Below are 19,820 nucleotides of genomic sequence, written 5' to 3' on the forward strand. Positions count from 1 at the left end.
AAAAGAACGCCACGAAAACCGCAGAAATCCGCGGTTTTCTAATTGCGAATGTCACGCAGCCGCGCGTTCGTCGGCGATGATTTCGCGTGCGAAGGGAACGCACTGGCCGCACTTGGCCGCCTTTCCGAGCGCACGATAGGCCTGGCAGGCGCTGGTCGCCCCAGCACGCGCAGCTCCGCGCACTTCCCGCTCCCGAATTGCATTGCAAACGCAGACGACCATTGCTTCCTCACGCTCTCTGGAAGCGGATGTACGGTTATTGAGACTGATTCGCAAGGGTAATGCGAGGCGTTCGCATTAGGTATTTTCCGCGCCGCCGCGAAGCGGCTGGAGCCGCCCGCGGGCGAGGCTGCGCCACAACCATTCGAACGGCCCATAGCGGAACCGGGCGAGCCAGGGCTTCGACCAGAGCAGGATCAGCACCCAAACGGCTACTACGACCAGATAGAGCTGCCAGCGTGACAGATATCCGAACCAGCCCAGGCCATAGCCGTTGAACAAGGTCGAGCATATCAGGCTGGTCGCCAAATAATTGGTGAACGCCATCCGGCCGGCGGCGGCGAGGCGCGCGGTGAGCGCGCCGCCCGATCTGACCAGCAGGAGGATCAGGCAAATCCAGCCGGCGATCATCAGCGGGCGTATCGGCGTGGCGAGCGCCATCACCGCGAGCGTGACCGCGAACAGGCCGAAATCGGCATGTACGACATAAGCGGCGAGCGCGATGTAGGCGGGCAGCGCGATGCCCCAGCAGACGAGCAGCCAGCGCAGATAGCGGCGGCGCTCCCATGCCCCGGTGAGCATGCCGGTGCGGAACGCGACCATGCCGAACAGCATGTACGCCAGCGTCTCGCAGCCATAGAGGCCGAGGATCACCAGCGGGCTGTAGGCCATCTCGGCGAAGCGCTCGCGGACGATTCCGCCATAGCCGCCGCGATAGAGTGCGAGCTCGCGCGCGATGTCGGCGGGAGCGGGGATGCCGAAGCCCGAGACCAGATCGTGGAGCTGCCGGGCATTGTCCGCCGTCTCGGCCGCGTTCGCGGCGGGCTGCTGGACGTCGAGCACCATCATCGGCAGCGCGGTAAAGACCAGCGTGTTGGCGAGGACGAGCATCACCGCGAGGGGCAGCATCTGCGTGGGGCGCATTCCTCTCAGCGTGAAGGCGAGCATGCCGACAAGGGCGTAGTGCGCCAATATGTCGCCGCGCCACACCAGCCACAGATGTGCGAGCCCGAAGCCGAGCAGCCAGCCCATCCGCGCGAAATGAACCTTTACCGGATTCCTTCCGTTCGCCTCGGCGCGCTCGATCACCAGCAGCATCGACGCGCCGAACAGGAACGAGAAGAGCCCGCGCATCTTGCCGTCGAACAGCACGAAGTTGATCAGATAGACGGCCAGATCGGCGCCGTGCGCGCCGCCATAGGCACGCGGATTCATATAAGCCGCCTCGGGCATGCTGAAACTGACGATGTTGAGCAGCAAGATGCCTAGCACCGCAACGCCGCGGACAATGTCGAGCGACTGGACGCGCGTCGATGCGCCAAGGGCGGTCATTCTGCGCCGCACCGCGGGCGCTGCTCTGTCACGCGTGTCACGGAAACCCCTCCCTGTTGGGAGAAGGTTACAGCCAGGTCGTGATCTCCTCCAGCGACTTCTTGGCCAGCGCATGGACCGGGACGGTGGCGTTCTGCGCGGCATGGCCGGCGACGATCAGCATCAGCGGCCTTTCATAAGCCGGGCGGCGGCACACGCGATTGAGGAAGGCCATTGGCGCGGGGGTGTGCACCAGGGTGGCGATGCCGGCCTTGTGGAGCGCCGCGAGCAGCAGGCCGCAGGCGATACCGACGCTTTCGGTGACATGATAGTTTTGCTGCGTGTCATCGTCGGGCAACTCGCCCGCCGGGCGCTCGGCGAAGGCGACGATCAGCCAGGGCGCGACTTCGAGATAAGGCTTGTTTGCATCGGTGCCGAGCGGCCACACCGCCTCGAGCCATTGGCGGCCCGCCTTCCCGCCGTAGAAAGCGCGCTCCTCCTCTTCCACGGCCACGCGGATCGTCGCCTTGGCCTCGGGCGAGGCGATGGCGCAGAAATGCCAGGGCTGGCGATTGGCGCCGTTGGGCGCCGATCCGGCGGCGAGCAGCGCCGACTCGATCACTTCGCGCGGAACCGGGGCGTCGCTGAAAGCGCGGCAGCTCCGGCGCGAACGCATCACCTCGTAAAAGGCGCGTGCGCGCTCGATCCGCTCCGCGTCGGCGAGGTCAGGATATGGGTCCCAAGGCACTGCGTCATGCTGTGGCATATTCGTCCTATGCCTGCATCGCATAGGTCCATAGTGGATTATACCTAGCGTTTATGCGTAGTGCCTTAGCGGTTCTCCTTGCGAATCATCAGCTTGAGACCTGACCAAATTTCATCCACCGCGCACACCTTGATGTCTACAAGACCCGTCGGAAGTGCCACATCGCGCACGACATTCTCGGTGATGTCGGTCTCCACCCGCGCCGCTTTCTTGGGCCAGGAGACCCAGATGAAGCCGTTGGTGGCGAGCAGCGGACGGAGCGCAGCGAGCTCGCGTTCGAGATGCGCGCGCTCGGTGACGAAAAGATGGGCGCCCTGGAGGCCGTCGGAAGCAGCGGGCTGTTCGTCGACCTCGGCATCGGCGATCTCGTCGCGAACGCTGGCGGGCATGTTGTGGAACCACACGCGCATGCCGCGCTTGAGCCCGAGCTTGTCGGCGAGCGGCGTACCCGAATAGCCTGCGGTCATGGCGGTCTCCCTGCTGCAGAGTAACGCATGCGCCGCGCATCGACTAGCATGGCGAACGAGTCGCAGAATCCAGGAGAAACCGAAATGTTCGCCAGCACCTTGATCGCGGTCATGTTGGCGAGCGCGCCGACGCAGATGGTGCAGTGCGTGGAGGTGCCGGCGGGCATGACCGCGGCGAGTATCGAGGCGCGCGGAGAGGCGTGGTTCGTGCGAGGAACGCCGATGACGCTCGGCAAGCGGCGCTACGTCAAATCCGGCTCCGTGCGCGGGATGTCGCCGGTCGAGGTGGAGGCGTTCGCGCGCTTCGGCGCGGCGACGGTCTTTGCCGGGACGGGCGGTGCCAGGCGCGACACGGTGTATGTGCTGGCGGACATTCGCGACTGCACGTTCCAGGCGTATCGGGCGAAATAGGGGGAGGGGCACTGCGGTTGAGGCTGCGGGCCGGAATGGCCGCTAACGACCCAATTGCGGACTCCAACTGATGCCCTTTTACCCACCCGTCACCCCGGCCTTGTGCCGGGGTCCCCCCATCCGCGAGAGAACCGCTAGAGCCTCGAGTGTCTCACGAAGTCGCGCAGCGGGCCCCGGCACAAGGCCGGGGTGACGGTGGAAGGCTATGTCCGCTCCCAATCAAAAGCGGACGGTCGACCTCCCCGCCGAGCTCAGGCCAGCGCCGCGTCCTCGCCCATCAGCGCCGGGAAGAAGCCTTCGTGCGCGGCCCTGAGGTCGTCCAGGCCGACGCAGAAATCGCCGTCCTCCAGCTCGAAGATCAGCCGGCCGGCGATGGTGCGGCCGATCGGATCGGCGGCTAGGCCGGCCTTGTCGGCGGCGACGAGGAAGTCGGCGAGCGCCTCGTCCTTCACGGTGACGACGTACAAGCCCTGGTCTTCACCGAAGAACGAGCCCGCGACGCCGAAGGGCTGCGGCTGATCGATGATCGCGCCGATGTTCGAGGCGAGCGCCATCTCGGCGAGCGCGACGGCCAGGCCGCCATCTGCCACGTCATGGCAGGCAGTGATGCAGCCGGTCGAGATCGCCGAGCGGACAAAGGCGCCGGTGCGGCGCTCCATCATCAGGTCGACGGGCGGGGGCGGGCCCTCTTCGCGGCCATGAACCTCGCGCAGCCAGATCGATTGGCCGAGGTGCCCGGAGCGTTCGCCCAGGGCAATGATGATGTCGCCGGTGCCCTTGAAGGCGATGGTGCAGCTCTTGGTCCAGTCCTTGAGCAGGCCGACGCCGCCGATCGCTGGGGTGGGGAGGATCGCCGATCCGCCGCCAGTGGCCTTGCTCTCATTGTAGAGCGAGACGTTGCCCGAGACGATCGGGAAGTCGAGCGCGCGGCAGGCTTCGCCCATGCCCTCGAGGCAGCCGACGAACTGGCCCATGATCTCCGGGCGCTGCGGATTGGCGAAGTTGAGGCAATTGGTGACCGCGAGCGGTGTCGCGCCGACCGCGCAGAGATTGCGCCAGGCCTCTGCAATGGCCTGCTTCCCGCCCTCGACGGGATCGGCGAAGCAATAGCGCGGCGTGCAGTCGGTGGTGATCGCCAGACCCTTGTCGGTGCCGTGGACGCGGACCACCGCGGCATCGCCGCCGGGGCGCTGGACCGTATCGGCGCCGACCATGTGGTCATATTGTTCCCAGATCCAGCGGCGCGACGCGATGTCGGGCGATGCCATCAACTTGAGCAGGTCGGCGGCGATGTCGCTGCTCTCGGGCACGTCGGTCAGCTCGGGCCGCTTGGGCGTCGGCACGTGCGGGCGATCGTAGAGCGGCGCATCGTCGGCCAGCGGCGCGAGCGGGATGTCGGCGACGGTGTCGCCCTTCCATTTGAGCACCATGCGGCCGGTGTCGGTGACATGGCCGATGACGGCGAAATCGAGCTCCCACTTCTCGAAGATCGCCTGGGCGAAATCCTCGCGGCCTGGCTTTAGCACCATAAGCATGCGCTCCTGGCTCTCCGAGAGCATCATCTCGTACGGCGTCATGCCGGTTTCGCGCTGGGGGACGTCGTCCATGATCAGTTCGATGCCGACGCCGCCCTTGCTGGCCATCTCGACCGAGGAGGAGGTGAGACCGGCCGCACCCATGTCCTGGATCGCGACGATCGCGTCGGATGCCATCAGCTCGAGGCAGGCCTCGATCAGCAATTTCTCGGTGAAGGGATCGCCGACCTGGACGGTGGGGCGCTTCTCCTCCGAATCCTCGCCGAAATCGGCCGAGGCCATGGTAGCGCCGTGGATGCCGTCGCGGCCGGTCTTGGAGCCGACATAGACGATCGAATTGCCCACGCCGCTCGCGGCCGAATAGAAGATCTTGTCCTGATCGGCGACGCCGACGGTCATCGCGTTGACCAGGATGTTGCCATCATAGGCCGGGTGGAAATTGACTTCGCCGCCGACGGTAGGAACGCCGACGCAATTGCCGTAGCCGCCAATGCCGTGGACGACGCCCGCGATGAGGTGGCGCATCTTGGGATGATCGGGCCGGCCGAAGCGCAGTGCGTTCATGTTCGCGACCGGACGCGCGCCCATGGTGAAGACGTCGCGCAGGATGCCGCCCACGCCTGTCGCCGCGCCCTGATAGGGCTCGATGTACGAGGGGTGGTTGTGGCTCTCCATCTTGAAGATCGCCGCCTGGCCGTCGCCGATGTCGATCACACCGGCATTCTCGCCGGGGCCGCAGATCACCTGGGGGCCTTCGGTGGGGAGCTTCTTCAGATGGATGCGGCTCGATTTGTAGCTGCAATGCTCGGACCACATCACCGAGAAGATGCCAAGCTCGGTGATATTGGGCTCGCGACCCATCGCGTGCAGGACGCGCGCATATTCTTCGGGCGACAGGCCGTGCTCGGCAACGACTTCGGGCGTGATCTGAGTCATGAGGCGAGCCCTTAGCGGGGGTGACGCGCTTCGTCACCCCGGCGCGTGCCGTGTTTGCGCGTCGCGGGCGTTGGGATAGGATCGCGCCGGCCGGGCGGGGGCGCCACCAAGGGAGAGCCACATGGCCGGACTTCTCACTCTCGCAAGGCGTGTCGCGGCTTGCGTCGCCGTCATGATGGTCGCGATGCTGGCGGACCCGGTCGTCGCACGCGCAGCGCCCGGGGACGTCGTGTCGTCAATGCCGATCGGCGGAGCGCCGGATGGCTCCGCAGCGTACCGCATCCGCTATCGCTCCACCGACAAGGACGGGCGGGCGATCATTGTCAGCGGCGCGGTGATCGTGCCGATCGGGACGGGGCCGGCGGGCGGACGCCCGGTGGTGGTCTGGGCGCACGGCGCCTCGGGCATTGCCGAGGGCTGCGGGCTTTCCGACAAGCCGGGGCTGTACAATCAGATCGCTGGGCTGAACGCACTGCTGGCGGCGGGCTATGTCGTCGTCGCGCCGGACTATCAGGGACTCGGCACTCCGGGACCGCATCCGTTCCTGGTCGGCGCAGCGAGCGCGCACAGCGTGCTTGATTCGGTGCGCGCGGTGCGGAGCATGTCAGTGGCGCGGGCGTCGAACCGATATGCGCTATGGGGCGAATCGCAGGGGGCCTATTCGGTGCTGTGGGCAGGCAAGCTGGCGGCGCGCTATGCGCCCGAGCTGCGGCTGGCCGGTGTCGCGGCGGCCGCGCCCCCGACCGATCTCAAGGCGAACCTCACCGGCGGCACCAATGCCGCCGTGCGCGCCTTCCTCACCGCTTATGCCGCCGAAAGCTGGTCCAAGGTCTACGGCGTTCCGCTGACCAGCGTGGTCAAGCCCGCCACCGCCAAGCTGATCGGGGCCATCGCGCGCAACTGCGTGACGCTGGACGGGTTCGCGCTGCGCACCAAGATCGGCATGATGCGGCTGGCCTATCAATTGCGGAAGGTGGATCTCGCCGCGTCGCCGCGCTGGGCGGCATTGATGCAACAGAATTCGGTGACGCCCTCGGGGCTCACCATGCCGCTCTTCATCGCGCAAGGATCGGCCGATGCGATTGTCGCGCCGGCGGTGACCCGCGCGTTCGTCGACCGGCTGTGCACGCGCGGCGCTGCGCTGCGTTTCCTGCCGATCGAGAAAGGCGATCACGTCTCCGTTGGCAAGCGAGCGTCGGCGGAAGTCGTGGATTGGCTGGCTGATCGCTTTGCTGGCAGACCGGCACCGGTCGATTGCGGGCGGATCTAACACCTGGTTAACCTGCGGGGCCTAAACGGGAATCATGGCTGCGCATCAATGGATCGAGGCGTTTCAGGAACGCCAATTGGGCACGGGCGACGTCGCGCCGCTCGCCGCGTCCTGGGAATGCGATCTTGCGAATGACGGCCTGCGCTGGGCGCCCGGCGTGTTCGAGCTGTTCGGCCTGCCCCTGGGCGCCCGGCTCGACCGGCGCGAGATCGTCGAGATGTATGTCGGCGAATCGCGGGTGCTGCTCGATAGGCTGCGCGCCGATGCGATCGCGACCTGCGGCAGCTTCACCTTCGACGCGCAGATCCGGCGGATCGACGGCGAGCTGCGCTGGATGCGGCTGACCGCCGACGTGCTGGCGCAGAATGGCCGAGCGGTCCGGCTCTACGGCACCAAGCAGGATATCACCGCCGAGATCGCGCGCTAACCGACCCTCCGTCGCGCGGCGGAGCTTGCCGGGAGGAGGATCAGGGGGTCGTGGGCGGCACGACGTTGATGCGCTTGGACAAAGCCTTGTCCTGATCTTCGTCGTTCAGCCGATTGAATTCCGCCCATTCCGTCTTGGTCAGGCAGAAGCGCTTGGCCATCATCGACCCTGTCGGGATGATGCCACGGCAGATTTTCTTTTCCTTGACCGGCTGCGCCGGCGCGGCAGCGCTCGCGGGTGTGACCGTAGCAGTGTCCTGCGCCTCGGCAGTGGACGCGATCAGAAATCCTGCGGTAATGGCTGCAAGTAAAGGCGATGACATAAGATTTCGACTCCCCGTTCGCAGAACGTGGCATGGTAGCATCGTCCTCGCAGTTGGGAAGTTACTTGTTTGTCCCAAGTTGGAAGCATCGCCGGACCGCGTTTTTAGAGGATCTCACGCACTTTTTCCGGCGGCCGACCCAGCCGCACGCCCTTTTCGGTCTCGACCAGCGGGCGTTCTATCAGGATTGGATCGGCTGCCATCGCGTCGAGGATCGCATCGTCGGACGCGTCCTTCAGCGCCTTGGCCCCATCCTCGGCTTTGCGCAGCCCCTCGCGCGGGGTGATACCGGCGCGGGCATAGAGTTCGGCCAGCTTGTCGCGACTGGGCGGGGCCTTCAGATATTCGACGATCTCAACCTCGACGCCGGGCGTCTCGTTCAAGATCGCCAGCGCCTCGCGCGATTTCGAACAGCGCGGGTTGTGGTAGATGATGGCCTTCACGCTTCGGTTCCTTGCGGGGCCGGCATCACTTCGCCGCCGGCTTCAGATATTTGTCGAACCAGGCGACGGTCCGCTTGAGCGAATCGAGCTGGTTCTCGCGCTTCTGAAAGCCATGTCCTTCGGCCGGATAGAAGACGGTTTCGACGACATTGCCCTTGGCCTTGAGGATGTCGTTGACCTCCTGCGCCTGGCCGCGCGGCACGCGGATGTCGTTCTCGCCCTGGATCGTCAGCAGAGGCGCCTTGGCGTTGCGGATATAGGTGAGCGGCGAGGCGGCGTCATAGACCTTGGGATCGCTCTCCGGCGTGCCGAGCAGGCCGCGCTGATAGGCCTTCAGCAGCTCGTCCTGATCGCGGTACATCGTCCGCCAGTTGATGATGCCGAACCATTGGACGGCGGCGGCGAACTCGTCGGGCGCGCGGCCGATCGCCATCAGCGTCATGAACCCGCCATAGCTGCCACCGAAGATGCCGACGCGCTTGGGATCGACATAGCCGGTGGCGACGAGAAAGGCCTTGGCTGCGACGGTGTCCTTGAGGTCGCCGCCGCCGAGATCCTTGAAATTGGCGTCCTGGAAGGCCCGGCCATAGCCGGTCGAGCCGCGGAAATTGGGCTGGATCACGACATAGCCGCGGCTGGCGAAGGCGGTGGCATAGCGGCTATAGCCGTCCTGCGCCTGGCCGGTGGGTCCGCCATGCGGCAGGACGATCGCTGGATTGCTGCCGTCGCGCTTCAGATTGGCCGGCATGGTGACGATCGCGCTGATCAGCGTGCCGTCGAAGCTCTTATAGGTCACCACGTCGGACTTGGGCAGCGCCGCGGGGGTCAAGCTGGCGATCGCCAGCTGGGTGGCCGGGCGCGCCGCGCCGGTGGCGAGATCATAAAGATAGAGGTTGGTCGGCGAATCCGCCCCGGAATGGTTGACCAGCAATGTGCGGCCGTCGGGCGAGCGCGGATCGTTGCCGGTGAGATAGTTGACGCCGGGCGGGATCGACAAAGCGGTCTCCGCCCCGGTCGCCAGATCATATTTGTACAGCGTGCTGCGCGTATCGGCGTTGGTGCCGAAGATCAGCGTCTTGCCGTCGCGGGTGAAGTTGCTCGCCATCTGTTCCCACGGTGTGGGCTTGAGCCATTTCCACTGCTTGGTCGCGATTTCGTACAGGCCGGCATGGCTCTGGCCGGTGCCTTCATCGGTGTTGACCGCAAGCCATTTGCCGTCGGGTGTGATGTCGACGGCGTCATAGACGGTGTCGGCCTTACCGATCAGTTTGGTCGCGGCGCCGGTGGCGACATCGATCCGCCAGACCTCCCCCACCTTCGAATCGACTCGGTCGCGGTCGGCGATCAGCGCCTTGCCGCCGTCGATCCAGGCGACCGCGGTCCAGCTATATTGCGGATCGGCCTCCTTGGTCAGCACACGGACCTGGCCGTTCGCGTCCATCACCGCGATATTCGCCTGGCCCTCGGACTTGAGCTTGGTCGAAAGCGCGACCAGCCCGCCGCTGGGGCCGACGAGCATACCGTTCTCGCGGCGATCGGGCGTGTTGGTGAGGTTTTCTACCGCGCCGCCGTTCACCGGCACGCGATAGATGTCGGTATATTCATTACCGCCGACATCCTGCTGGAAATAAACATATTTGCCGTCGGCGGAGGCGGCGAGGCCGCTCTGCGTGTCTTCGGACTGGGTGAGCTGGACCGGCCAACTGCCCGCGGCATCGGTGCGCCAGATATTGGTGCGCCCGGTGAGATTGGTCGCGACGAAGATCTGCTTGCCATCGACGCTCCAGGCCGAGCTGCCCAGGCTGCGCGACGCGCCGATATCCTCGATCGGTACGGCGCGGGCGTCCGGATTGACAGGGGAAGTGACGCTTTTGGGATCGGTGGCCGGCCGGTCCGGCGTCTTGACCTGCGCGGTGACCGGAAGGGCAAGGACGAGCGCGACGGCGGTGGCGGCGAGCAAGCGCGTCATGTGATTTTCTCCCCTGTGTGTGGGGAGCTTGCCAGAGTGAGCGAGGTTGGGGAAGGTTCGCGCTCCCGCCCGTCACCCCGGACTTGTTCCGGAGCGACGGAGAGGGGGCTCAGCGCCCGCCGATCAGGACCGTGTCGTCCTGCTTCGCCAGCCACTCTTCCAGCCACTTGATCGTGTAGTTCCCGGCCTGGAAGTCGGGGTCCTCTAGCAATGCCTGGTGCAGGGGAATTGTGGTCTTCATCCCCTCGATCACGAACTCTTCGAGCGCGCGGCGCAGGCGCATGATGCAGCGTTCGCGGGTCGAGCCATAGACGATCAGCTTGGCGATCATGCTGTCGTAATAAGGCGGCACCTTGTAGCCGGCATAGAGCCCCGAATCGACGCGCACATGCATGCCGCCCGGCGCGTGGAACTGCTTCACCGTGCCTGGCGAGGGCGCGAAGGTGCGCGGATCCTCGGCATTGATGCGGCATTCGATCGCGTGGCCGCGGAACTGGACGTCCTCCTGGCGGCATGACAGGCCGCAGCCCTCGGCGACGCGGATCTGCTCGCGGACCAGATCGATGCCGGTGATCATCTCGGTCACCGGATGCTCGACCTGGAGGCGGGTGTTCATCTCGATGAAATAGAACTCGCCATCTTCCCACAGGAATTCGATCGTGCCGGCGCCGCGATAGCCCATGTCGGCCATCGCCTTGCTGACAATTCCGCCCATCCGCGCGCGGTCCTCGGGGCCGAGCACGGGGGAGGGGGCTTCCTCGAGCACTTTCTGGTGGCGGCGCTGGAGCGAGCAGTCGCGCTCGCCGAGATGGATGGCGTGGCCGTTGCCGTCGCCGAACACCTGGAACTCGATGTGGCGCGGATTGCCGAGATATTTCTCGAGATAGACGGTGGCATCGCCGAATGCGGCCTTCGCCTCGCTGCCGGCCTGCTGCATCAAAGTCTCAAGCTGATCCTCGGAAGCGCAGACCTTCATGCCGCGGCCGCCGCCGCCCGAAGCCGCCTTGATGATCACCGGATAGCCGATGCGCTTGGCGATCGCCTTGGCCTCGTTCACGTCGCTGATCGCGCCGTCCGAGCCCGGAACGAGCGGCAGGCCAAGCGCGCCTGCGGTGCGCTTGGCTTCGACCTTGTCGCCCATCGTGCGGATATGCTCGGGCTTGGGCCCGACGAAGATGATGCCGTGCGCCTCGACGATCTCGGCGAACTGGGCGTTCTCCGAGAGAAAGCCATAGCCGGGATGAATCGCGTCCGCGCCCGAGATCTCGGCGGCCGAGATGATGTTGGGGATGTTGAGATAGCTCTCGCTCGCCGCTGGCGGTCCGATGCAGATCGCCTCGTCCGCCAGCCGCACATGCATCGCATCGCTGTCGGCCGTGGAGTGCACCGCCACCGTCTTGATGCCCATCTCATGGCATGCGCGATGGATGCGCAACGCTATTTCGCCGCGATTGGCGATCAGGAGCTTCTTGATCTCGGGCATTTGGTTCTACTCGACCACGACGAGTGGCTGGTCGAACTCGACCGGTTGCCCGTTTTCGATGAGAATCGCCTTCACCGTGCCCGGAGCGGGCGCGTGGATCGGATTCATCACCTTCATCGCTTCGATGATCAGCAGCGTATCGCCTGCAGCCACCTTCTGGCCGACCGCGACGAAGTTCTTCGCCTCGGGATTGGCGGCGAGATAGGCGGTGCCGACCATCGGCGACTTGACCGCGTTTGCGGCCGAAGGCGCGGCGGGGGCGGCTTCGATGACCGCGGGCGCCGCGGCGACGGGCGCCTGGGAATAAGCGGGCGTGGCGTACTGCATCGGCGCGGCCGTCACTGTGCGCGCGACGCGGACGCGGCGCTCACCGTCCTCCACTTCGATTTCGGTGAGCTGCGTATCGTCGAGTACGGCGGCGAGCTGACGCACCAGGTCGATATCGACCTGCATCGCTCCCGTCTTGTCGTTCTTGTCGGCCATGCGACCCTTCTTCTGGATGAAACCGCGCCCTGTGTCAGAAGCGCGCGGCAGCTTCAAGCGCAAGCATATAGGAAAGCGCCCCGAACCCGGCCACGGTGCCCCGCGCGGCACGCCCCACAAAGGAGGTGTGGCGGAATTCCTCGCGGGCGTGTGGGTTGGAGAGATGGACCTCGATCACCGGCGTCGTGATGCTCTTCACGGCATCGTGCAACGCGACCGAGGTGTGGGTGTAGCCGCCCGGATTGAGAATCACCGCCTTGGCGCCATAGGCCTGGGCTTCGTGCAGCCAGTCGATCAGATGCCCTTCGTGATTCGACTGGCGCATGTCGATCTCCAGATCGAGCGCGCGGGCGCGGTCTTCCAATTGGCCGGCAATGTCGTCCAGTGTGTCGTGCCCATAGATTTCGGGCTCGCGCAGGCCCAGCAGATTGAGGTTCGGGCCGTTCAGGACGTAGATCGTGTCGGCCAAAGCCAAGCCTTTCGGTTGCGGGCGGAGCGCCGCCCTCCCTATATGAGCGCGCGTCCCCGATCAAATTCCCAAGGCAGGCTTATGCATATCGACGGCACCGTCTCCATCACCGTCAACGGCGAGCACAAGCGCGTCTCCGCCGGGCTGAGCATCGCGCAGCTTGCCGAGACGCTGGGCCTGGTGCCCGAGAAGATCGCAGTGGAGCGCAATCTGGAGGTCGTGCCGCGCTCGAGCTTGGGCCAGGTGATCGTCGATGACGGCGACGAGCTCGAGATCGTCCATTTCGTTGGCGGCGGCGATCATGGTCGGCCGATCGACGACGACAGCTGGAGCGTCGCAGGCAAGACCTTTCGCTCACGGCTCATCGTCGGCACCGGCAAGTACAAGGATTTCGAGCAGAATGCCGCGGCGGTCGCGGCCTCGGGCGCCGAGATCGTCACGGTGGCGGTGCGTCGCGTGAACGTCAGCGATCCCAATGCGCCGATGCTCACGGACTATATCGACCCCAAGAAGATCACCTACCTCCCCAACACGGCGGGCTGCTTCGATGCCGAATCGGCGATCCGCACGCTTCGCCTGGCGCGCGAGGCGGGCGGCTGGGAGCTGGTGAAGCTCGAAGTGCTGGGCGAGGCGCGGACGCTCTATCCGGACATGGTGGAGACGCTGCGCGCGACCGAGATCCTTGCCAAGGATGGCTTCAAGCCGATGGTCTATTGCGTCGACGATCCGATCGCGGCGAAGCGGCTGGAGGATGTCGGCGCCGTGGCGATCATGCCGCTGGGCGCGCCGATCGGTTCGGGGCTGGGCATCCAGAACCGCGTGACGATCCGCCTGATCGTCGAGGGCGCCAGGGTGCCGGTGCTGGTCGATGCCGGCGTGGGCAGCGCATCGGACGCGGCGGTGGCGATGGAGCTGGGCTGTGACGGCGTGCTGATGAACACCGCGATCGCCGAGGCCAAGGATCCGATCCTGATGGCTGCAGCGATGAAGGCGGCGGTGGAGGCCGGGCGGCTCTCCTATCGCGCCGGGCGGATGGGCAAGCGGATGTATGCCGATCCGTCGAGCCCGCTCGCGGGACTGATCTGATGCGCGCGGGCCTGTTCGTGGCGGCGGCGTTCCTCACGCTGGTGGCGTGCCATCCGCGTCAGCCGCACCAGCCCCTGGTCAATGAGGGACCGATCTCGGCCGAACCGGTGAGCCTCACTGCGAAGGACGGGGTGAAGGTCGCAGGCGTCTATACCCGCGCGGCGAACCCGAAGGCGCTGATCCTGCTCTTCCACCAGGCCGGATCGGGCAAGGACGAATATGCGCTGATTGCCCCACGGCTGGCGGAGTCGGGCTATTCGTCGCTGCGCATCGACCAGCGCGCGGGCGGAGAATTGTTCGGCGTCAACGAGACGGTCAAGGCGCTCGGCAAGTCGGACGACTATTTGGCGGCTAAGCCGGACCTTGAAGCGGCGTTCGACTGGGCCAGGGCGCAGAAGCTGCCGATCATCCTGTGGGGCAGCAGCTATTCCTCGTCGTTGGTGTTCGTCCTCGCCGCCGAGCATCCGGTGAAGGCGGTGCTCGCCTTCTCGCCGGGCGAATATTTCGACGACAAGCAGATGATCGCCAAGGCGGCCGCGGGCGTGAAGGCGCCCGTGTTCGTCACTTCGGCGCAGGACGGCGAGGAGATCGACGCGGCGCGCGACATCCTCAAGGCCGTGCCGGTGGCGGGCAAGGAGCAGTTCGTGCCCAAGCTGGGCGGCGTCCACGGTTCCTCGACATTGCTCCGGACCAAGAATCCCGGCGGTGCGGAGGATGCGTGGAAGGCCGTGCTGGCGTTCCTGGCAGGCGTGACCAAGGGCTGATCGGACCGGCCGACGCTGCCTGTTCTCCTTCGTAATTCCAGCCAATTGGCGTTGTTTCTGCAGACGCAGCATGTCCCGGAACGGGACGTCTCGCAAGAAACATGAAAATATCATTAACCTGTCATTTTGGACGAATAGTCCAAATCGGGACGATCGCCGAAGTCTAGGTGATCAGCCATGCGAGGTCCGTACCTATTTCTCCGAGAGGCGGAGTAGATGGCTTGGCATGTGCGCGTCGATGTCCAAAAATGAGGGGAATCACAAGTGGTCGCTACTATCACTAAGCTTGCGTGCGCCGCAGTATTTACTTTCTCGGCTTTCTCGGCCCATGCACAGGAAGTTCTCACCAACGGTAATTTCGAGTCGGGTCTGACGGGCTGGACTTCGTATGCCACGCCGAACGGCACGATCGCCGAGCTGCCGAGCTTGCCGGGCGCGCCGGCGTCGCAGAGCGCATCGGTGGTCTCATTCAACGTGACCGGCTCGGGCGCCTCGAACGCGCTGTTCCTCAACGCGGGCAAGATAAACGGCCCGTACAATTCGAACCCGGGCGAAGGCGGCGGCGTCTTCCAGATGTTCACGACGACGACCGACGGTCTGGCGAGCTTCTCGGCCGATGTCGCGGCGCTCTACACCCGCACCAGCGGCGCTTCCGGCCTTGGCCTGATGAGTGTCCTGCTCGACGGCGTCGTGATGGACACCTATGATTTCGGCGGCGTGAACAGCGGCCCGGCCACGCTTCGCGGCGTACTGGGTTTCACCACCAACCTCGCGGCGGGCCAGCACACGATCACGCTGCAGGCGACGCGCCTCTTCGCACCGGCGCGCGGCGTTGCCTCGCAATATTTCGACAATGTCTCGCTCGTCGTGACGCCGGTTCCGGAGCCCGTCAGCTGGGCGATGATGGTCGGCGGCTTCGGTCTTGCCGGCGCGGCGATGCGCCGCCGTCGAAGCACCAAGGTCAGCTTCGCCTAAACAGGCGCCGCACCGAATAGCGGAAAGCCGCCGGTCGAAAGGCCGGCGGCTTTTTCGTCGCATGGAGATGGCGGTCGGCTTGGTGCGGTGTGGGGACGTCCGCTTTCCATCAACAGCGGATGTCTCGATTCACGAATGCGACACTAATCCGCCTTGCGCGCCAGCCAGACCGAGCGGCCGCCGGTCATATGGTCGTCCGGCGCAAAGGCGATTTCCATCAGCTTGAATGCGGCAAAGTGCTCGCGATACTCGGCGGGGTCGAGGCTCGCGTGATAGAGCGGCTCGCCGAACTGGCAGCTGGTGACTTCGCCGTGCGCAGGGCCGGTGTTGAACAGGAACATGCCACCGGGCGCGAGCCATGCGGCGGCGCGGGCGATCATTGCGGCCTGATCGGGATGCGTAAGATGGAACAGGCTGTCCCAGGCGAGCACGCCCTGGAAAGGGCCGTCCACCGCCACCGCGCGCATATCCGCCTTCAGCCAATGGTGCCTGGCGAATCGAGTGCGGGCGAGACCGGCCATGGTTTCGGACACGTCCACGCCGGTCAGCGTATGGCCGCGATCGATCAGGTATCGGTCGATCGGTTCGCCGCCGCCGCAGCCGAGATCGAGGATCCGGCTGCCCTTGGGAACGCCCAGCAAGAAGCGGTCGAGCCACGGCTTTTCGGTGAACTGTCCGCGCCGTGCGGAATCGAATGCGTGCGCGTTGCGCTCATAATGTTCGGCAATGATATCGGGCATTTGTGGAACCCCGCCCGGCGCGAACCGTTGTTTTCATTGAACGAACCGGGTGCGACCAAGCACCGGCTCGCGGCCAGGAGACTAGTGTCATGGGTGAGCTTACCGACAAGATCAAGGGCAACGTCAACGAGGCGATCGGCAAGGTAAAGCAGCAGAGCGACAACCCCGATACCCGCGATGAAGGTGCCGCCCAGGAGATCAAGGGCAAGGCCCAGCAGACCATCGGCAAGGTCAAGGGCGCGCTCGGCGACGACATCTGACGCCAGCTGTCCGACAATGAAATAGGGCCGCTCCGGGAAACCGGGGCGGCCCTTTCCATTTGGCGCGATAGGGTCAGTCTTCGACGTAGAATGCCCAGAGATCGGGGCCGACCTGCCCGGCGGCGAAACGCACTGGATTGCGCGTGCTGCCAACCTCGCAGATCATGAACGAGAAGCTCTCGGTGGTATGAAGCGGGTGGGGGAGATAGACGGTGCGGCGCTCGACCCAGCGCCACGGCTCCTCCCACACATGCACGCCTTCGATGCGGAGACGATCTCCGCGCTTGCCGAGATGTACCGATCGCCAGTGCGGCACCGCGCTCCTCCTGCTCCCGGCATGATATAACCAAGGGCAATCGGCTGCACCCGCGGGAAATTGGTCGCCACCCCGGCAACCAACTTCCCTCGCCGCGATAGGTTCACGCGTCGGCGGTCTCGCGGTAGCGCGGCGCGACGTCGCGGCGCGAAAGGTTCGGCCCCAGCGCGAGGCGCGCCTGGTGATAGGTCTCCCACAGTCCTTCGTCGGCGAGCGGCGGGATGGTGACGGCCTCGCCGCGATCGAAGCCGAGCAGCGATGCGTCGACCAAGTCGTCCACGCCCATCACTATCTCGGGGGGGAAGCTGTCGACATCCTTGCCCGACCGCTCCCAGATCTCGGTGCGCGTGGCGCCGGGAAGGACGGCCTGGACCTGCACGCCGCTCCCGGCGAACTGCCGCGACAGCGAGAGCGACAGGTTGAGCAGATAGGCCTTGGTGCCACTATAGACGCCATCATACGCTTCGGGAGCGAGCGCCAGCACCGAGGCGATGTTGATGATCGCGCCCTTGTCGCGTGCCTTGAACGCCTTGCCGGCGGCCGAGGCGAGCAGGGTCGGCGCGGTGATGTTGAGCGTGATGATGCGCTCGAGCTGCGACGCTTCGTTTTCGAGCAGGCCACCATTCAGCGACATGCCGGCATTGTTGACCAGCAGGGTGATCGCAGGGTCGCTTTCGAGGCGCTTCGAGATGCGATCGAGATCGTCGCCGTCGGTCAGGTCGGCGGGGAGGACTTCGACCGTGCGGCCGGTTTCGGCGCGCAGCTTTTCGGCGAGCGCACCCATGCGGGCGGCGTCGCGGGCAACGAGGATCAGGTCATGGCCACGGCGGGCCAGGCGATCGGCATAGACCGCGCCGATGCCGGTCGATGCGCCGGTGATCAGGGCGGTGCCGAGGGAAGAATTGCTCATTTCGTGTCTCCATGCGGCCCTGAAGCGAGTCGCTTGCATTTTAATAGTAACTCACTATCATTATGCAATGGATACGAGAGAAGAAAATTTGACTCCTTGCCCGGTGGCCCGCGGATTGGCGCGGGTCGGCGACGCCTGGAGCATGCTGATCCTGCGCGACGTGAGCCTGGGGATGACCCGGTTCGACCAGCTGCGCACCAGCCTGAAGATCGCGCCGAACATCCTCACGCAGCGCCTGCGCGCGCTGACTGAGGCGGGGGTGCTGGAGAAGCGCCGCTACAGCGAGCGGCCGCCGCGCGACGAATATGTGCTGACGGCGGCGGGGCGCGATTTCCTGCCTGTGCTGCACGTCATCGGCGAATGGGGCCGGACGTATAATGGCAAGGGCGGCACGAGCCGGCTCGTCGACGAAGAGACCGGCAAGCTGGTCGAGCCGATGGTGATCGACCGGCTGACCGGCGTGCCGTTGGAGGGCCGGGCGCTGCGCGTCGCTCTGCCCGACGATCCTTTGGTCAGCGGTTCCGGATCGCGGAGATCGTGGTTGCTGGAGTGATGAACTCCACCTCGGTCTTGAGGTGGAGCAGCTTCAGACCCGGCTGCTCCAGCGCGCGGTCGAGCGCAGGGGCGAATTGTTCGGTCGTCTCGACCGTCTCCGCCCAGGCGCCATAGGCGCGGCCGAGCGCGGCGAAATCGGGGTTCCTGAGCGCGGTCCCGGAGAGGCGCGCGGGATATTCGCGCTCCTGGTGCATGCGGATCGTGCCGTAGGTGGAGTTGTCTACGACGATGACGAGCATGTTCGCGTCATGCTGGATCGCAGTGGCGAGCTCCTGGCCGTTCATCAGGAAATCGCCGTCGCCGGCGACCGCGACGACCTGGCGATCGGGGAAGCGGATCGCCGCAGCGACCGCGGCGGGGACGCCATAGCCCATCGCGCCGGCGGTTGGGGCGAGCTGCGAAGGCTGCGGGCCATAGCGCCAGTAACGGTGCCACCAGCCCGAGAAGTTGCCCGCGCCGTTGCAGATGATCGTGTCCACCGGCATCGCCTCGCGCATCGCCAGCACGCACTGGCCGAGATCGAGCGCTACGCCCTCGCGGGGCTTGGGCGTGGACCATTCGAGCCATTCGGCATGGGCTTCGGCGCCGGAGGCGTGCGGTGTCGGTGGATATTCGGCGCTGGCTAGCGCATCCGCGAAGGAGAAGGTGTCGCAGCAGGCCGCGATGTCAGCGCGATAGACCCGGTTGAGCTCGGTGGGATCGGGATGGACATGGATTAGCGACTGGCCCGGGTGATCCGGCGTGATGAGGGTGTAGCCATCCGTCGTCGCTTCGCCGAGCCGCGCTCCGATTGCGAGGATCACATCCGCCGCCTTGATCCGCGCGACCAGTTTCGGATTGGGGCCGTAGCCCAGATTACCGGCCCATGCCTTGGACCAGTTCGGAATCGCGTCCTGCCGGCGGAACGCTCCGGCGACTGGGATACCCCAGTTGCTCGCGAAGCAATCGAATGCGCCGGTCGTCGCCTTGTCCCAGCCCGCTCCGCCCACGATCGCGACGGGACGCTTGGCGTTGCGCAGCAGGGTCAGCGCTGCATCAGCCTGTTCGCTGTTGTCTGCTTGCCACACGCGTTCGATGCGCGGCCGGTCCACCGCATCGACCACGTCGCACAACATGTCCTCGGGCAGCGCGATCACCACCGGGCCGGGCCGTCCGTTCATCGCGGTCGCATAGGCCCGCGCGACATATTCGGGAATCCGCCGCGCATCCTCGATCCGCGTCGCCCATTTGGCGAGCGGGGCGAACATTGCAGGGAAATCGACTTCCTGGAAGCCTTCGCGGTCGCGCATGCCGCGGTCGACATCGCCGATGAACAGGATCATCGGCTGCGAATCCTGCATCGCGACATGCACGCCGATCGAAGCGTTGGTCGCGCCCGGCCCGCGCGTCACGAAGGCCACGCCCGGCCGCCCAGTCATCGCGCCGTCCGCGCACGCCATGAAGCCGACGCCGCCCTCCTGGCGACATGTCACCAAGTCGATCTGTGGCGTGTCGTGCAGCGCGTCGAGCACGGCGAGGAAGCTCTCGCCCGGCACGTGGAAGATACGGTCGCAGCCCTGTGCGACCAGATTGTCGACGAGGATCCGGCCCCCGGTTCGTTTCGCGGTCATCGTGCCTGTCTAGACCGGGCAGGGCTGCTTGGGTAACCCCCCTTGCCGTGCGGCGGCCGAATGCGCCGGGCACGAAAAAGGCCGCGCGGCGAA

Annotated in this window: 23 protein-coding genes; 8 read left to right on the forward strand and 15 right to left on the reverse strand. The window is 65.7% G+C overall.

Translation table 11 applies throughout. From position 1 onward, the window contains the following. Nucleotides 1–51: 51 nt before the first annotated feature. From IAG41_RS14645 to IAG41_RS14660, 4 genes are all read right to left on the reverse strand, one after another. Nucleotides 52–222, reverse strand: coding sequence for a bacterioferritin-associated ferredoxin (locus IAG41_RS14645; RefSeq protein ID WP_187729394.1), 171 nt, complete (start codon nt 220–222; stop codon nt 52–54). Nucleotides 223–297: 75 nt separating this feature from the next. After that, nucleotides 298–1,551: a DUF418 domain-containing protein gene (locus tag IAG41_RS14650; RefSeq protein ID WP_187729395.1), complete on the reverse strand. Its 1,254-nt coding sequence runs from the start codon at nt 1,549–1,551 to the stop codon at nt 298–300. Between the two features lie 67 nt (nt 1,552–1,618). Continuing rightward, on the reverse strand, nt 1,619–2,278 hold the full coding sequence (locus IAG41_RS14655) for a nitroreductase family protein (protein WP_316251162.1): 660 nt from the start codon (nt 2,276–2,278) through the stop codon (nt 1,619–1,621). A gap of 83 nt (nt 2,279–2,361) precedes the next feature. After that, on the reverse strand, nt 2,362–2,763 hold the full coding sequence (locus IAG41_RS14660; RefSeq protein ID WP_187729397.1) for a DUF3052 family protein: 402 nt from the start codon (nt 2,761–2,763) through the stop codon (nt 2,362–2,364). Nucleotides 2,764–2,847: 84 nt separating this feature from the next. Here IAG41_RS14660 and IAG41_RS14665 point away from each other — a divergent pair, with 84 nt between their 5' ends. Continuing rightward, nucleotides 2,848–3,174, forward strand: coding sequence for a hypothetical protein (locus IAG41_RS14665; RefSeq protein ID WP_187729398.1), 327 nt, complete (start codon nt 2,848–2,850; stop codon nt 3,172–3,174). A gap of 251 nt (nt 3,175–3,425) precedes the next feature. Here the strand turns inward: IAG41_RS14665 and purL are convergent, their stop codons facing one another. After that, nucleotides 3,426–5,645 (reverse strand): phosphoribosylformylglycinamidine synthase subunit PurL, encoded by a 2,220-nt coding sequence (gene purL, locus IAG41_RS14670; RefSeq protein WP_187729399.1) that lies wholly within the window; start codon nt 5,643–5,645, stop codon nt 3,426–3,428. 121 nt (nt 5,646–5,766) lie between these two features. On the opposite strand from purL, the gene IAG41_RS14675 reads away from it, so the two are divergent. Together IAG41_RS14675 and IAG41_RS14680 are read left to right on the forward strand one after the other, a co-directional pair. After that, nucleotides 5,767–6,915, forward strand: coding sequence for an alpha/beta fold hydrolase (locus tag IAG41_RS14675; protein ID WP_187729400.1), 1,149 nt, complete (start codon nt 5,767–5,769; stop codon nt 6,913–6,915). Nucleotides 6,916–6,949: 34 nt separating this feature from the next. Continuing rightward, nucleotides 6,950–7,342 carry a PAS domain-containing protein gene (locus IAG41_RS14680; protein ID WP_187729401.1) on the forward strand — a complete coding sequence of 131 codons (393 nt, stop codon included), beginning with the start codon at nt 6,950–6,952 and terminating at the stop codon, nt 7,340–7,342. 40 nt (nt 7,343–7,382) lie between these two features. Here IAG41_RS14680 and IAG41_RS14685 read toward each other — a convergent pair whose 3' ends face one another. The 6 genes from IAG41_RS14685 to aroQ all read right to left on the reverse strand — a co-directional run bounded on the left by IAG41_RS14685 (nt 7,383) and on the right by aroQ (nt 12,511). Continuing rightward, nucleotides 7,383–7,664 (reverse strand): hypothetical protein, encoded by a 282-nt coding sequence (locus IAG41_RS14685; protein ID WP_187729402.1) that lies wholly within the window; start codon nt 7,662–7,664, stop codon nt 7,383–7,385. 104 nt (nt 7,665–7,768) lie between these two features. Next, a complete protein-coding gene (gene arsC, locus IAG41_RS14690) occupies nt 7,769–8,107 on the reverse strand; it encodes an arsenate reductase (glutaredoxin) (RefSeq protein ID WP_187729403.1) in 339 nt (112 codons plus the stop codon). Nucleotides 8,108–8,132: 25 nt separating this feature from the next. Beyond that, the gene (locus tag IAG41_RS14695) at nt 8,133–10,076 is read right to left on the reverse strand and encodes an alpha/beta hydrolase family protein (protein WP_187729404.1); all 1,944 of its coding nucleotides are present in this window, start codon (nt 10,074–10,076) and stop codon (nt 8,133–8,135) included. Nucleotides 10,077–10,185: 109 nt separating this feature from the next. Further along, nucleotides 10,186–11,559, reverse strand: coding sequence for an acetyl-CoA carboxylase biotin carboxylase subunit (gene accC / locus IAG41_RS14700; RefSeq protein ID WP_187729405.1), 1,374 nt, complete (start codon nt 11,557–11,559; stop codon nt 10,186–10,188). A 6-nt stretch (nt 11,560–11,565) separates the two neighbouring features. After that, complete coding sequence (gene accB, locus IAG41_RS14705; protein WP_187729406.1) at nt 11,566–12,042, reverse strand: acetyl-CoA carboxylase biotin carboxyl carrier protein; 477 nt, start codon at nt 12,040–12,042, stop codon at nt 11,566–11,568. A gap of 34 nt (nt 12,043–12,076) precedes the next feature. Then, nucleotides 12,077–12,511, reverse strand: a complete 435-nt coding sequence (gene aroQ, locus IAG41_RS14710; protein WP_187729688.1) for a type II 3-dehydroquinate dehydratase — start codon at nt 12,509–12,511, stop codon at nt 12,077–12,079. Nucleotides 12,512–12,592: 81 nt separating this feature from the next. On the opposite strand from aroQ, the gene thiS reads away from it, so the two are divergent. From thiS to IAG41_RS23495, 3 genes are all read left to right on the forward strand, one after another. Next, nucleotides 12,593–13,597 (forward strand): sulfur carrier protein ThiS, encoded by a 1,005-nt coding sequence (gene thiS, locus IAG41_RS14715; protein WP_187729407.1) that lies wholly within the window; start codon nt 12,593–12,595, stop codon nt 13,595–13,597. Next, on the forward strand, nt 13,597–14,361 hold the full coding sequence (locus IAG41_RS14720; protein ID WP_187729408.1) for a serine aminopeptidase domain-containing protein: 765 nt from the start codon (nt 13,597–13,599) through the stop codon (nt 14,359–14,361). Before thiS ends, IAG41_RS14720 begins: the two co-directional genes overlap by 1 nt. A 264-nt stretch (nt 14,362–14,625) precedes the next feature. After that, nucleotides 14,626–15,336: a PEPxxWA-CTERM sorting domain-containing protein gene (locus IAG41_RS23495; RefSeq protein WP_187729409.1), complete on the forward strand. Its 711-nt coding sequence runs from the start codon at nt 14,626–14,628 to the stop codon at nt 15,334–15,336. 143 nt (nt 15,337–15,479) lie between these two features. Here IAG41_RS23495 and IAG41_RS14730 read toward each other — a convergent pair whose 3' ends face one another. Then, on the reverse strand, nt 15,480–16,076 hold the full coding sequence (locus tag IAG41_RS14730; RefSeq protein WP_187729410.1) for a class I SAM-dependent DNA methyltransferase: 597 nt from the start codon (nt 16,074–16,076) through the stop codon (nt 15,480–15,482). 89 nt (nt 16,077–16,165) lie between these two features. On the opposite strand from IAG41_RS14730, the gene IAG41_RS14735 reads away from it, so the two are divergent. Then, nucleotides 16,166–16,336: a CsbD family protein gene (locus IAG41_RS14735; protein WP_187729411.1), complete on the forward strand. Its 171-nt coding sequence runs from the start codon at nt 16,166–16,168 to the stop codon at nt 16,334–16,336. A 73-nt stretch (nt 16,337–16,409) separates the two neighbouring features. On the opposite strand, the gene IAG41_RS14740 is transcribed toward IAG41_RS14735, so the two are convergent. Together IAG41_RS14740 and IAG41_RS14745 are read right to left on the reverse strand one after the other, a co-directional pair. Next, on the reverse strand, nt 16,410–16,652 hold the full coding sequence (locus IAG41_RS14740) for a hypothetical protein (protein WP_187729412.1): 243 nt from the start codon (nt 16,650–16,652) through the stop codon (nt 16,410–16,412). Nucleotides 16,653–16,755: 103 nt separating this feature from the next. Next, nucleotides 16,756–17,562, reverse strand: coding sequence for an SDR family NAD(P)-dependent oxidoreductase (locus IAG41_RS14745; RefSeq protein WP_187729413.1), 807 nt, complete (start codon nt 17,560–17,562; stop codon nt 16,756–16,758). 103 nt (nt 17,563–17,665) lie between these two features. Here IAG41_RS14745 and IAG41_RS14750 point away from each other — a divergent pair, with 103 nt between their 5' ends. Continuing rightward, nucleotides 17,666–18,115, forward strand: a complete 450-nt coding sequence (locus IAG41_RS14750; RefSeq protein ID WP_316251163.1) for a helix-turn-helix domain-containing protein — start codon at nt 17,666–17,668, stop codon at nt 18,113–18,115. On the opposite strand, the gene IAG41_RS14755 is transcribed toward IAG41_RS14750, so the two are convergent. Beyond that, a complete protein-coding gene (locus IAG41_RS14755) occupies nt 18,075–19,727 on the reverse strand; it encodes a thiamine pyrophosphate-binding protein (protein ID WP_187729415.1) in 1,653 nt (550 codons plus the stop codon). The genes IAG41_RS14750 and IAG41_RS14755 overlap by 41 nt on opposite strands. Nucleotides 19,728–19,820: the final 93 nt, after the last annotated feature.

The sequence above is a fragment of the Sphingomonas sp. JC676 genome, assembly GCF_014489075.1.
GTDB lineage: Bacteria > Pseudomonadota > Alphaproteobacteria > Sphingomonadales > Sphingomonadaceae > Sphingomonas.